Origin of the sequence: Hwangdonia sp. (genome assembly GCF_048381975.1) — a bacterium.
GTDB lineage: Bacteria > Bacteroidota > Bacteroidia > Flavobacteriales > Flavobacteriaceae > Hwangdonia > Hwangdonia seohaensis.
The window spans coordinates 428,681-441,552 of sequence record NZ_JBLWYT010000004.1 but is presented as its reverse complement, the minus strand read 5'-3'; the positions used below and the strand labels follow the sequence as shown (position 1 = coordinate 441,552).

Below are 12,872 nucleotides of genomic sequence, written 5' to 3'. Positions count from 1 at the left end.
AAAATAAAACGTAAAAAAGTTATACCGCTATTAACACACTATAATAACCATCATTTATTTTTTTAAATTTTAAAAGAAAAATTATTATATAATATATAATGTGGATAAGTTGAATTTACCTAAGCTTAACATTAAAAAAATGCTATTTAATATTAAAACCCTAACTTTGCACAAAACAAATAGCGATCTTCTCCTAAAAACAAAGCTATTTAATAACAAAATTTTCTCCCGACACTTCGGGATTGGAAATTAAAATGATTACAAAAAATTAAATGACAAGAAAGAAAAAAGGGAAATCCAAAAATAAAGGCATTTCCAACTTAACAAATACCATTCTAAGTATTTTAAAAAAAGATAGAAACCAATCATTCAACTACAAACAAATTGCTGCAAAACTTGGTGTAAACGATGCGAGCAGCAGAAATCAAATTATAAAAAAATTACGCGATTTACAAGGAAAACAGGAAATTGAAGAGGTTGAGCGCGGTAAGTATAAAGCCATTGTAAATACCGAATATCACATAGGTAAATTAGATTTGGCCGCAAAAGGAAATGGTTATATAATTTCCGAAGATTTTGATGATGATGTGTTTATTGCATCAAACAATATCAATAAAGCCCTAAACGGCGATGAAGTAGAATTTTATGTTTATAAACGACGTAAGCGCGGAAATCTAGAAGGCGAAATAACAAATATCATCAAACGCGAAAAAAGCGAATATGTTGGCGTTATTCAAATTCAAGAGAAAAAGAACTTTGCCTTTGTAGTGGCGGATAGCAATAAAATGTACAAAGACATTTTTGTGCCTATTGATAAAATCAATAAAGCTGAAAATGGCGATAAAGTATTGGTAAAACTTGAAGATTGGCCGGAAAAAGCCGATTCTCCTTACGGAAAGGTCATTCAGGTTTTGGGCAAACCGGGAGATCATAATACCGAGATACATGCCATACTTGCAGAATATGGATTACCACACGATTTTCCCCAGGAAGTTGAAGATTTTGCTAATAAAATAGACACGTCAATTACTCAAGAAGAAATAGCAAAACGACGCGATATGCGTCAGGATTTAACCTTTACTATCGACCCTAAAGACGCTAAAGATTTTGATGATGCCCTATCATTTAAAATGTTGGAAAACGGTTTGTACGAAATAGGTATTCATATCGCCGATGTATCACATTATGTGCAAGAAGGTACTATTTTAGATGATGAAGCTTACGAGCGCGCCACCTCGGTTTATTTAGTCGATAGAGTGGTACCTATGTTACCAGAAGTATTATCGAATAATGCCTGTTCGTTACGTCAGCACGAAGAAAAGTATACCTTTTCTGCAGTGTTTCAAATGAATGATGCCTGCGATGTTAAAAACCAATGGTTTGGCAGAACAGTAACCTATAGCGATGCCCGTTTTGCTTACGAAGAAGCACAGGCTGTAATTGAATCTAAAACCAACACGATTCCCGCAGAAGTTTCATTAACAGGAAAAACTTATAAAACAGATCAAGCCATTGCAGATGCTATATTAAAAATGGACGAATTAGCTAAAAAAATGCGTCGTAAACGTATGAGTTCTGGAGCCATTTCGTTTGATAAAGTAGAAGTAAAATTTGATTTGGACGAAGAAGCAAATCCAATAGGGGTGTTCTTTAAAACCAGTAAAGATGCTAATAAAATGATTGAAGAATTCATGTTATTGGCCAATAAAAAAGTAGCTGAGTTTATAGGTAAACAATCACCAAAAAAGACTTTTGTATATCGTGTGCACGACAAACCGGACGATAGCAAATTATCTAATTTACAAAGTATTGTTTCTAAATTTGGGTATAAACTTAATTTTAAAGACCGTAAAACAACATCGGCATCACTTAATAATTTATTAAAGGAAGTCAATGGGAAAAAAGAACAAAATTTAGTTGATACGCTTACCATTCGAAGCATGAGCAAAGCCGAATATACCACGAATAATATTGGGCATTACGGATTGGCTTTCGATTATTACAGTCATTTTACATCGCCCATTCGAAGGTATCCCGATGTGATGTCGCATCGCTTGTTACAACACTATTTAGATGGCGGAAAATCGGCTAACGAAGCTATTTACGAAGATAAATGCAACCATTCCAGCAACATGGAAAATTTGGCCACTAAAGCTGAACGCGATTCTATAAAATACATGCAAATTAAGTTTATGGAAGACCATAAAGATGAAGCATTTGTAGGCGTAATTTCAGGGGTAACCGATTGGGGAATTTATGTAGAAATTATTTCAAATAAATGCGAAGGCATGGTAAGTGTTCGCGATATGAAAGACGATCATTACGCCTTCGATCAAGACCAATACGCCATGGTTGGCAGAAATACCAAAACCATGTATCAGCTGGGAGATGAAGTTGTTGTAAAAGTTAAAAACACCGATTTGGTCAAAAAACACCTCGATTTTAATCTTATCGGAAAACATGAAAATTAATTTAATTTAGCTATAGTTTAAGTTCGGATATAAGCTTTTTTAAAAAGCACAATGAATTATACTAATATAAAATACAACCCATGATACTAACAACAACAAACACCATTGAAGGGCATAGCATTCAAGATTATTTAGGCATTGTTACAGGAATAAGTGTAAATATGCCAAAAGCTACATTTTCATTTAAAATGGAAAAATATTACCAATCTTACGAAGTAAAAATCAATGATGTTAAAGAAGACGCCTTTCAAAAACTTAGAGATAACGCCATTAAACTAAAAGCCAACGCCGTAGTGGGCATTAGGGTTGATGTTGAAACTTCACCAACATCGGGCTTAATATTTGTTTCCATTACAGGAACCGCTGTTAAGGCTGTTTAATTTTCTACTCATCTTTTTCTATTTCCTAAAAAGTCAAGATGAGTTCATTATAAAATTTTCATAAATAAAGTAACAACGGAATAATTATTGATAATTTTACGTTTAATAAAAAAACAATTAATAAAAATGTTTATGAAACGTATAGTAACAATTCTCGCTATTTGTATTTCAACACTTTCAATGGCCCAAAAACCCATAGAAAAATCAATTGGTGAATTTTCAGAACTTAAAGTCTACGATTTAATTGAAGTAGAGCTCATTAAGGCTAATGAAAACAAAGTGGTTATTTCAGGAAAAAACAGAAGTAGCGTTTTGGTTAATAACAAAAACGGAAAGCTAAAGATTAAAATGAATTTAGAAGAAATTTTTGATGGCAATAACACAACGGTAAAATTATACTACACCAATGTTGACGTTATAGATGTTAACGAAGGCGCACTGGTGCACTCCAATGATAAAATAAAACAATTCGAGATAAATTTAAAAGCCCAAGAAGGTGGCAAAATAGACGTTAAATTAAATGTAAATTATGCTAATATTAAATCGGTTACAGGCGGCGTAATTACCACGGAAGGAAAATCGGAAAATCAAAAAATATCGCTATTAACCGGTGGTGTTTATAAAGGCGAATCCTTAAAAACGAAAAACACCGAAGTTGCCATTAGAGCAGCAGGTAAAGCTTATATAAATGCATCCAAATTAGCAGAGATTAAAATACGGGCTGGAGGCGACGTCTTTATTTATGGCGATCCGGAATATGTAAATGAAAGTCGAGTATTTGGTGGTCGTGTAAAGCGAATGAATTAAAATACAATACATTATAAATTTTAAACCCACTGTTTACAGTGGGTTTTCTTTTAAATAGTGAGCAAAGCTATTAAATAATCATAAAATATTTCTTTACTTTGTGTAAAGCTTCTCTCAATTATGTTTGATGATATTTTAACAGCAGTTCCATTTGGTATTATACTTGCCTTTACCATAGGTCCTGTATTTTTTGTGCTTTTGGAAACTAGTGCAACAAAAGGTTTTAAAAGTGCATTGATTTTTGATTGCGGCGTTATGTTTGCCGATGTTTTATTTATTCTCGTTGCGTTTTACAGTACAAATAGGCTGTTGGAAAAAGTAAAAGACGACCCTGGGTTTTTAATTTTTGGTGGTGTTTTACTGGTTACTTATGGTATCATTTCATTTGTAAAAACCTCAAAGTCTTTTCGGGAAATAGTAAGGGAATACCATAAAATTCAAATAAAAAAAGGTTACGGTAAATTATTCCTTAAAGGGTTTTTACTCAACTTTATCAATATTGGCGTGTTGTTGGGCTGGATCGCTTTTATTGTATTGGCAAACTCATTAACCGAAACCAAAACTGGGGTTATCACTTTTTTATCAACTATATTAATCGTTTATTTTTTAGTGGATTTGGTTAAAATAGCTATTGCAAAAAAACTGAGAAACAGGCTAACGCCCAGGCTCATTTTTAAATCTAAAAAAATAATAGCATTGGTTATTCTCGGGTTTGGTATTTTGCTATTGGTTCAAGGTTTTTTTCCAAATGAAAAGGAAATGATAAAAGAACGATTGGAACAAATCAACCCTATAAAAGATAGGCTTTCAGAATAAGTAAAAATCTTGTATTAGTACGGTATTATTTTTTGGGCGTTACCACAACCCTTCGACTGCGCTCAGGGCATGTGGTCGGGCTATTCGCTGCAAGTCCTCGCTACCTGCGTCGCTGTGGGCTTTCCACTGCTATCCCTAACGCAATTTACAGCGTAATTCAACAGTTTACAAACATTCAAAAACCCTTAAGTTCAATCGAAATGAATTCCTCAAGGCTATGCCTAGGAGTTTCCATTGTCCCGAAATTCCGGGAGTCATTCTCAAAAAATTAATAATCTAAAATAACTTCAAAGGTAGTGCTTGAAGGCTCTTAGAGGCGTCGATCGGATTCAAATATATTTATTAGCAGGTTTTGCACTACTTTAAAATAATTTTTTCTAAAAATTTAAAATAAAAAAACCTCCAAGTTTCCTTGAAGGTTCTTTGAGGCGTCGAGCGGATTCGAACCGCTGTAGAAGGTTTTGCAGACCTCTGCCTAGCCACTCGGCCACGACGCCTTAATCGTTTGCAAATGTAAAAAAAATAAACTTTTTACACTACTTGTCTTTGGTTTTTCTTTTATCACTCATTTTTATAGTTACTCTTGCCACATCCCCACCAATTGGCGGATTTAGTTTGCCTACCCAAACGGTGGCTTTTTCAACTAATTTATCTTCTGCAAAAATTCTATTTAAAATACGTTTTGCTACCGTTTCAAGCAAATGGGAGGGTTTTTCCATTTCCTCTTTTATAATCCTGTTTAAAAAAACATAGTCCACCGTGTCTGTTAATTTATCCGTTTTTGCAGATTCCTGTAAATTGGCTTTAACCTGTAAGTCCACACGGTAATCACTTCCAATTTTGGTTTCTTCCTTTAAGCAACCATGGTAAGCGAATACACGAATATTTTCAACTTTTATAATTCCCATGAGGTTCATTTTAAGTCGTCAAAATTACCTAATTTTGCACAATAATTTGTTTAATATCATTAGTTTTTAAAAGCTAATACATAGCGTTGTAAATTTTTATGTCTGAAGAAAAAAAATCACTTAACTTTTTAGAGCAAATCATAGAAGAAGATTTAGCTAACGGCATGTCGAAAAACGATTTGCGCTTCCGCTTTCCACCCGAACCCAATGGTTATTTGCATATTGGGCATACTAAAGCAATTGGAATAAGTTTTGGTTTGGGCGAAAAATACAATGCGCCGGTAAACCTTCGTTTTGATGATACCAATCCCGCAAAAGAAGAACAAGAATATGTTGATGCTATAAAGCGTGATATTGAGTGGTTAGGGTATACTTGGGCAAACGAGCTGTATTCTTCAGATTATTTTCAACAACTTTACGATTGGGCCGTTTTGCTTATTAAAGACGGAAAGGCCTATGTAGATTCGCAATCTAGTGAAGCCATGGCCGAACAAAAAGGCACGCCAACCCAACCAGGAGTGGATGGCCCTTATAGAAATAGAAGTGTTGCCGAAAATTTAGACCTTTTTGAACGCATGAAAAATGGCGAATTTGAAGCTGGGTCACACATTTTACGCGCTAAAATTGATATGCAGCACACCAATATGCTCATGCGCGACCCGATTATGTACCGTATTTTAAAGAAGCACCATCACAGAACAGGAAATGATTGGTGTATTTACCCGATGTACGACTGGACGCATGGCGAAAGCGATTATATTGAACAAATATCACACTCTTTATGCTCGCTTGAATTTAAGCCTCATAGAGAGCTTTATAATTGGTTTAAACACGAAGTGTACGCTTACAGCAAAAACAAATACCCATTGTTGCCCAAGCAACGTGAGTTTGCCCGTTTAAATTTAAGTTATACCATAATGAGCAAACGCAAGTTGCTTCAATTGGTTGAAGATGGTGTTGTAAGCGGTTGGGACGATCCGAGAATGCCTACCATCTCTGGCTTGCGCCGTCGCGGATATACCCCAAATGCTATTAGAAAATTTGTTGAAACCGTTGGTGTGGCAAAACGCGACAATGTGATTGATGTGTCGCTTTTAGAGTTTTGTATTCGCGAAGATTTAAACAAAACAGCGCCTCGGGTTATGGCGGTTTTAAACCCTGTTAAGCTTGTAATTACCAACTATCCGGAAGACAAAGTGGAATGGATGGAAGCCGAAAACAATCAAGAAGATGAAAGTGCAGGTTTTAGAAAAGTGCCGTTTTCTCGTGAACTCTATATTGAAAAAGAAGATTTTAAAGAAGAGGCTGGGAATAAGTTTTTCAGACTGAAATTAGGTGGCGAAGTCCGACTAAAAAATGCTTATATTATTAAAGCGGAAAGTGTTGTAAAAGACACCCGCGGAAACATTACGGAAATTCGTTGTACCTATACCGAAGACACTACCAAAAAAGTAAAGGGCACCTTGCATTGGGTGTCTATAAATCATGCGATTAAGGCTGAAGTTAGAGAATACGATAGGCTGTTTATGGACGAAGCTCCAGATAGTCATCAAGATAAAAACTATATGGATTTTATCAATCCAAATTCATTAAAAATCATTGAAGCTTTTGTCGAGCCAAGTTTGAAAGAAGCTCAAATAGGCGATAGGTTTCAGTTTCAACGTTTAGGTTATTTTAATGTTGATGACGATTCTATTTCAGAAAAATTAGTATTCAATAAAACGGTTGGTTTACGAGATTCTTGGGCGAAGCAATCCCGAAGTGTCGAGACTAAAAATAAAACCAATCAAAACCAAGCGAAACCCCAACAACAAAATAACCGTCCGGCGATTGAACAAATAAAATCGTACGGTAAAAAATACGATAGATTACCAGAAGATGCACGGGAAAAGGCCAAAGCAGAAATTATAGAATTGGCAAAACACGTGGCTTATGACGATTTAGAACCGCTGTTCAACACATCTGTTAAAAAATCCGGAACACGAATTATTACCATGATTACACTCGGAGTTTTGTTAAAAAACGGCTTGAAAAAAAATGAGGCTATAAATGCGTTTATTTCAAAAGCTTTAGACGATAAAAATGCGTTATTGGTTGCTGAGGCTAAGCAAGTGTAACACCCATTAAAGTGTTAAAAAAAAATACGTGATTAATATTTTTACCTATATTTAAGTTCTAACTATAAAACTAAAATATATGGAAATGCCAATTAACCCCATAGCAATCCCAATTGCTGCAGTTGCTGCACTGGTTGTAGGATTTATATGGTACAACCCAAAAGTATTTGGAAACGCATGGATGCAAGCTTCTGGAATGACGGAAGAAAAAATTAAAGGCGGAAATATGGCCAAAATATTTGGATTAGCCTTGTTTTTTGCAGCCTTATTAGCCGTACAGCTTATGCAAATGACCAATCACCAATGGGGCGCCTTAGGAATGGTTGGTGGAGATCCAACCATAGCTTTACCGTCATTTGAAGCGTTTATGGCAGATTACGGAACGGCTTACAGAACCTTTAAACACGGTGCGTTTCATGGCACACTGGCAGGAATTTTTGTAGCGCTTCCCATTATTGGAACCAATGCCTTATTTGAACGCAAAAGCGCCAAATACATTTTTATAAATGCAGGATATTGGATTGTTACGCTTGCGGTTATGGGCGCTATCCTTTGTGGTATGTAAAATTTTGTAATTTTTTAACACATTTAAAGACTGAGGTATTTAACTTCGGTCTTTTTTCTTTTTGTATTGATACACTATAAAATCTATAACACGGTTAGTCAGCTTCCAAATTCTTGGGATGCTTTACCAAATAACGATATTTTCTTAAAAACCTATTTTTTAAAAGGGCTTGAGCTATCGTCGCCTTATAACATTACACCCTATTATTTGGGCGTTTTTAAAAATGAAAAATTAGTTGGCATTGCTATAATTAAGCGTGTGGAAATGTATGCCGATGATATTTTTAGAAACAATAAAAGCCCAACATTAAAGCAATTGGCCAAACAATTGGTTTCTAAAATTATAAAAGGAAACGCCTTAATTGTTGGTAGCTTAATGCATACGGGGCAACACGGAATTTATTATAACCCCCAAGACATATCGCAAAAAGATTATTTGAATCAGCTTGAAAAATCACTACAAGATTTAACGGCCAGAATCAAATCTGAGTTTAATAAAAAGATACGCATTATTGCTTTTAAAGATTATTTTGAAAACGATACCATTCATAAAAGCCCTGAATTCTTCAAAAGGAATAATTTGTACAAAGTCCAGGTACAACCCAACATGGTACTTTCAATTTCAGAAAATTGGAAATCGCCTGAAGACTACGTATCGTCATTAAATAAAAAATACAAAAGGCGTTACAAAACGGCTCGAAAAAAGGTATCGAACATAGCTTGTAAAGAACTAAACGAAGATTTTATCAAGGCAAATTCCGAAATCCTTTTTGAATTATATGAAACCGTTTCGGATAATGCCAGGGTCAATTCCTTTAAACTACACAAATCGCATTTTTATAATTTAAAAGTCAGTTTAGGCGAAAAGCTTAAAGTTTTTGGTTTCTTTTTAAATGAAGATTTGATTGGGTTTTATACCTTAATTTTGAATAACGACGTTTTGGAAACCTACTTTTTAGGCTATAATAAAGAGCTGCAGCACAAGCATCAAATGTATTTGAATATGCTGTTTAACATGGCATTTTTTGGTATTGAAAACGGCTTTAAAACCATTGTATATGCCAGAACTGCTATGGAAATTAAAAGCTCTATTGGCGCAAAACCCAAAACGATGCATGTGTATTTAAAGCACACCAATAATTTTATAGCGAACACCATTTTAAAGTGCATTGTAAAATACATGAACCCGATTAGAAAATGGGAAGAGCGGCATCCGTTTAGCTAATCTAAATTAATAGTATAACCCATTATTTATTATGGATTTCATCGCTTTTTTTTCATGGGCAACCAATTTATTGTAAGCTACTACACTTAGATTAGATTCCACTCCATGAAACTTCAATTCAAAAGATTTTAAAACTTCATTAAAAATTAACTTTACGCGTGCTAAGTGGTAATCGGAAGTAATAATAGTTAAACCTACATGGTTTAATTTTTCAACAATGGGCTTTATTTTTACGGCATCGTCAACCGTATTTGATGACATAGCGTACTTTAAAAAAGCATCTTTTAAAACTCCTTTTTTAAGTAGATATGCTTTTGCATAATAGGCGTGAGGTTTAGGGTATGTATTAAAATGATTGCCCCAACCGCCAGTGCAAAGCACAAGGTTTTCTTTTGAAAATATGTTTGCACAAAAATCCAATCTACTTGTAGAAATGGCACTTAATTCCCCTTTTGGGGAATTTGGAGATCCTAAAACGATTAAAACGGTTTTTTTCATGCGCTTGAGCAATGTAAAAACCCTCTAAAAATAAATTCAGAGGGTTGATTTTATAAATAGAATATCTTATTCTTTTTTCTTCCTAGCTTCTTTCATGGCCTCCCCAATTTGATTGCTCGCAGCAAAACTAGCAACCATATCGTTTAGCATATTGCTTCCGGCCTGTGGCGCATTGGGTAAAAGAATTAAATTACTATTGGTTTCTTCACCTAAAGATTGAAGGGTATCGTAGTGCTGTGTAACCACAATTAACGCCGAAGCTTCCTGACTGTTAATGCCAACGCGATTTAAAACCTCGACAGATTCCTCTAAACCACGCGCAATTTCACGACGCTGGTCTGCAATACCTTGACCTTGCAAACGTTTGCTTTCGGCTTCGGCTTTTGCTTTTTCAACAATTAAAATACGCTGTGCATCACCCTCAAACTGAGCCGCGATTTTTTCACGTTCAGAAGCATTAATTCTATTCATCGCCTGCTTTACCTGCGCATCCGGATCAATATCGGTAACCAGGGTTTTTATAATATCAAAACCGTAATCAGACATGGCGTCGTTCAATTCAGCTTTTACGGCCAATGCAATATCATCTTTTTTCACAAAAACATCATCCAATTTCATTTTTGGTACCTCGGCACGCACCACATCAAATACATAAGAGGTAATTTGGTCGTGTGGATAATCTAATTTATAAAACGCATCGTACACTTTATCACGAATTACCTTGTATTGCACCGATACTTTTAAACGCACAAATACATCGTCCAGTGTTTTGGTTTCGATAATAACATCCAATTGCTGAATTTTTAAGCTTAAACGACCGGCAATTCTATCTACTAAAGGGATTTTTAGCTGCAAACCAGACTGACGAATACTATGGAATTTACCAAAGCGTTCTATAATGGCAGCCGTTTGTTGTTTAACAACGAAGAAAGCAGAGATTAATATGATTAATCCGAAGATAATAATGGGAATAAAAAGAAAATTGTTCATGGAAATATTTTTAATGGTTAAGAAAATGAACTACTAATTTAAGCTATATTTGAATATTTAACCCTAAATAAGCAATGAATAATAACGGATATTTCTTATTAGTAGCACTAACACTGTGTTTTGTTACAAAAAGCTTTTCTCAAAAAGGAAATTATCGCATACAAAATGGCTTTGGAATTGGTGGAGGAATCACCCAATTTGATATAACCACAGATAATTTTATAACCAAATCGTCCAATGGATTTTTGGGCGGTATGTCTTCAACCGTTAATATTCCTACCAGATGGTACGATATTAGTTTTGGGATGCAACTCTCTGAAAACCGAATTGAAATTTCTGCGAGACCAACGCCGTTAAGCAACAGTAATCCGGACGAATTTATTGCGTATAAAATGTTTGCCGCCCAAGTGGCAATGTTGATGCATATTAAAGTGATTCCGGATTATTTAACCATCGATTTGGGGCCGATGTTGCAATACAACGGAAAATTGGAACTTAAAGATGACACTAAAAAAGGCTACTACATCAATAATTATAACCTTTTAACCGCCGAAGACATCACAACTATTTCCCAGTTTAACGTCAATGGTGCTATTGGTGCATCGGTTGGCATTAAAAACTTTAAGCTAAAAGCCCAATATATTTACGGATTTACCAATATTTTAAAGAAATTAAATTCTGAAAATGTGGATGTTTCCGGTGGAACCCCTCGTTTTAAGGGTAATCAAACGATGTTGGTTTTGGGCGGAATAATTTCGTTTTAACTTTTTTTCGGCATCTTTATTGCGCCACTTTTTAAACCTGCTTAAAATTAAATAGACCTGTTTTATTTATTTCCCTTCATAATTTATAACCTAAAACACATAAAACTGCATTTTTTCAATTTTAACGGTCGAATTTTTAAGTATTTCCCATTCACCAAGGTTTTGATATTCATTCTATTTATCGCATTTTTGTGCCATAAATACCGAGTCGCTAATCAACTAATTTAATATGAACACCATGGGTTATAAATTACAAACTCCAAAAGGATACTTTCCGCAATTAAATATACAAGAGACAGAGCAAGCCATTAAATTGATTAAGGATTTTTTTGAGCTTAGTTTATCTTCGGAATTGCGATTAAGAAGAATCACAGCGCCGTTGTTCGTGAAAAAGGGGTCTGGAATTAATGATGATTTAAGTGGGATAGAGCGCCCTGTTTCCTTTCCTATAAAATCGATGAATGACGCTGAAGCTGAAATCGTGCATTCGCTGGCAAAATGGAAAAGATTGGCCTTGGCCGAATTAGGCATCGAGTCGGGCTATGGCGTATATACAGATATGAATGCCATTCGTCCGGACGAAGTATTTACAAATATACATTCTATATATGTAGATCAGTGGGACTGGGAACGCGTCGTTACTAACGAAGAACGAAATATTGATTTTCTTAAACACGTTGTTACTAAAATTTATAGCGTTTTAAGAAGGGTAGAATATGTGGTATTTGAAAATTACCCACAATTAAAACCCGTTCTTCCTAATAAAATTACGTTTATTCACACCCAAGAATTAGCAGAACAATACCCAAACCTTACGCCTGATGAAAGAGAAACCGAAGCCACAAAAAAGCACGGTGCCGTATTTATAATTGGAATTGGAGCGCAGCTTCCGGAAGGGCGAAAGCACGATGGAAGAGCACCAGATTACGACGATTGGAGTACCGAAACCGGAAATGGTAAAAAAGGCTTAAATGGTGATATCCTGCTTTGGAACCCTATTCTTGAACGCGCATTTGAGATTTCATCGATGGGTATTCGTGTGGATAAAGAAGCCTTAAATACTCAATTAGCAATTGAAGGTGCGGAAGACAGAAAAGAATTGATGTGGCATAAAATGCTTTTAAACGGTGAATTGCCACTATCAATTGGCGGTGGCATTGGGCAATCGCGTTTATGTATGTTTTTCTTGAAAAAGGCGCATATAGGCGAAATCCAAACCAGTATCTGGCCCGAAGAAATGATTGAAAAATGTAAACAGGCCAATATTCCTATTTTAAAATAAGACTTAACACTTTTAAATAAAAAATGGCTGTCAATTATATTTGGCGGCCA

12 protein-coding genes and 1 tRNA gene are annotated in these 12,872 nt (G+C 35.1%); 9 read left to right on the top strand and 4 right to left on the bottom strand.

Going from position 1 to position 12,872, the window contains the following annotated elements:
- Window positions 1-272 precede the first annotated feature (272 nt).
- The 4 genes from rnr to ACN5J7_RS10080 all read left to right on the top strand — a co-directional run bounded on the left by rnr (window position 273) and on the right by ACN5J7_RS10080 (window position 4,474).
- Entirely contained in the window at window positions 273-2,471 is a 2,199-nt protein-coding gene (gene rnr / locus ACN5J7_RS10095) for a ribonuclease R (RefSeq protein ID WP_418603781.1), read from the top strand.
- 80 nt (window positions 2,472-2,551) lie between these two features.
- The gene (locus ACN5J7_RS10090; protein WP_311936097.1) at window positions 2,552-2,851 is read left to right on the top strand and encodes a YbjQ family protein; all 300 of its coding nucleotides are present in this window, start codon (window positions 2,552-2,554) and stop codon (window positions 2,849-2,851) included.
- A gap of 132 nt (window positions 2,852-2,983) precedes the next feature.
- On the top strand, window positions 2,984-3,658 hold the full coding sequence (locus tag ACN5J7_RS10085) for a head GIN domain-containing protein (RefSeq protein ID WP_418603780.1): 675 nt from the start codon (window positions 2,984-2,986) through the stop codon (window positions 3,656-3,658).
- Between the two features lie 120 nt (window positions 3,659-3,778).
- Window positions 3,779-4,474 carry a LysE family translocator gene (locus tag ACN5J7_RS10080; RefSeq protein WP_311936091.1) on the top strand — a complete coding sequence of 232 codons (696 nt, stop codon included), beginning with the start codon at window positions 3,779-3,781 and terminating at the stop codon, window positions 4,472-4,474.
- A gap of 426 nt (window positions 4,475-4,900) precedes the next feature.
- Here the strand turns inward: ACN5J7_RS10080 and ACN5J7_RS10075 are convergent.
- Both ACN5J7_RS10075 and folB read right to left on the bottom strand, forming a co-directional pair.
- Window positions 4,901-4,971 (bottom strand) — tRNA-Cys (locus ACN5J7_RS10075).
- A 39-nt stretch (window positions 4,972-5,010) separates the two neighbouring features.
- Window positions 5,011-5,382 (bottom strand): dihydroneopterin aldolase, encoded by a 372-nt coding sequence (gene folB / locus ACN5J7_RS10070; protein ID WP_418603779.1) that lies wholly within the window; start codon window positions 5,380-5,382, stop codon window positions 5,011-5,013.
- 98 nt (window positions 5,383-5,480) lie between these two features.
- On the opposite strand from folB, the gene ACN5J7_RS10065 reads away from it, so the two are divergent.
- The 3 genes from ACN5J7_RS10065 (at window position 5,481) to ACN5J7_RS10055 (ending at window position 9,288) form a co-directional block, all read left to right on the top strand.
- Entirely contained in the window at window positions 5,481-7,499 is a 2,019-nt protein-coding gene (locus tag ACN5J7_RS10065) for a glutamine--tRNA ligase/YqeY domain fusion protein (protein WP_418603778.1), read from the top strand.
- A gap of 85 nt (window positions 7,500-7,584) precedes the next feature.
- A complete protein-coding gene (locus ACN5J7_RS10060; protein WP_376717815.1) occupies window positions 7,585-8,064 on the top strand; it encodes a DUF1761 domain-containing protein in 480 nt (159 codons plus the stop codon).
- 66 nt (window positions 8,065-8,130) lie between these two features.
- Window positions 8,131-9,288, top strand: coding sequence for a GNAT family N-acetyltransferase (locus tag ACN5J7_RS10055; RefSeq protein ID WP_311936078.1), 1,158 nt, complete (start codon window positions 8,131-8,133; stop codon window positions 9,286-9,288).
- Window positions 9,289-9,294: 6 nt separating this feature from the next.
- Here ACN5J7_RS10055 and ACN5J7_RS10050 read toward each other — a convergent pair whose 3' ends face one another.
- The gene (locus ACN5J7_RS10050) at window positions 9,295-9,786 is read right to left on the bottom strand and encodes a YdcF family protein (RefSeq protein ID WP_418603777.1); all 492 of its coding nucleotides are present in this window, start codon (window positions 9,784-9,786) and stop codon (window positions 9,295-9,297) included.
- Window positions 9,787-9,852: 66 nt separating this feature from the next.
- On the bottom strand, window positions 9,853-10,776 hold the full coding sequence (locus ACN5J7_RS10045) for an SPFH domain-containing protein (RefSeq protein ID WP_311936073.1): 924 nt from the start codon (window positions 10,774-10,776) through the stop codon (window positions 9,853-9,855).
- 74 nt (window positions 10,777-10,850) lie between these two features.
- Between ACN5J7_RS10045 and ACN5J7_RS10040 the strand changes: the two genes are divergently transcribed.
- Together ACN5J7_RS10040 and asnA are read left to right on the top strand one after the other, a co-directional pair.
- Window positions 10,851-11,540: a hypothetical protein gene (locus ACN5J7_RS10040; protein ID WP_311936069.1), complete on the top strand. Its 690-nt coding sequence runs from the start codon at window positions 10,851-10,853 to the stop codon at window positions 11,538-11,540.
- A 238-nt stretch (window positions 11,541-11,778) separates the two neighbouring features.
- Complete coding sequence (gene asnA / locus ACN5J7_RS10035) at window positions 11,779-12,822, top strand: aspartate--ammonia ligase (protein WP_418603776.1); 1,044 nt, start codon at window positions 11,779-11,781, stop codon at window positions 12,820-12,822.
- Window positions 12,823-12,872 lie beyond the last annotated feature (50 nt).

Bases quoted from the DNA above. Each gene is read 5' to 3' on its own strand.
- rnr (WP_418603781.1), top strand. From the start codon at position 273: ATGACAAGAAAGAAAAAAGGGAAATCCAAAAATAAAGGCATTTCCAAC.
- ACN5J7_RS10090 (WP_311936097.1), top strand. From the start codon at position 2,552: ATGATACTAACAACAACAAACACCATTGAAGGGCATAGCATTCAAGAT.
- ACN5J7_RS10085 (WP_418603780.1), top strand. From the start codon at position 2,984: ATGAAACGTATAGTAACAATTCTCGCTATTTGTATTTCAACACTTTCA.
- ACN5J7_RS10080 (WP_311936091.1), top strand. From the start codon at position 3,779: ATGTTTGATGATATTTTAACAGCAGTTCCATTTGGTATTATACTTGCC.
- folB (WP_418603779.1), bottom strand. From the start codon at position 5,382: ATGGGAATTATAAAAGTTGAAAATATTCGTGTATTCGCTTACCATGGT.
- ACN5J7_RS10065 (WP_418603778.1), top strand. From the start codon at position 5,481: ATGTCTGAAGAAAAAAAATCACTTAACTTTTTAGAGCAAATCATAGAA.
- ACN5J7_RS10060 (WP_376717815.1), top strand. From the start codon at position 7,585: ATGCCAATTAACCCCATAGCAATCCCAATTGCTGCAGTTGCTGCACTG.
- ACN5J7_RS10050 (WP_418603777.1), bottom strand. From the start codon at position 9,786: ATGAAAAAAACCGTTTTAATCGTTTTAGGATCTCCAAATTCCCCAAAA.
- ACN5J7_RS10045 (WP_311936073.1), bottom strand. From the start codon at position 10,776: ATGAACAATTTTCTTTTTATTCCCATTATTATCTTCGGATTAATCATA.
- ACN5J7_RS10040 (WP_311936069.1), top strand. From the start codon at position 10,851: ATGAATAATAACGGATATTTCTTATTAGTAGCACTAACACTGTGTTTT.
- asnA (WP_418603776.1), top strand. From the start codon at position 11,779: ATGGGTTATAAATTACAAACTCCAAAAGGATACTTTCCGCAATTAAAT.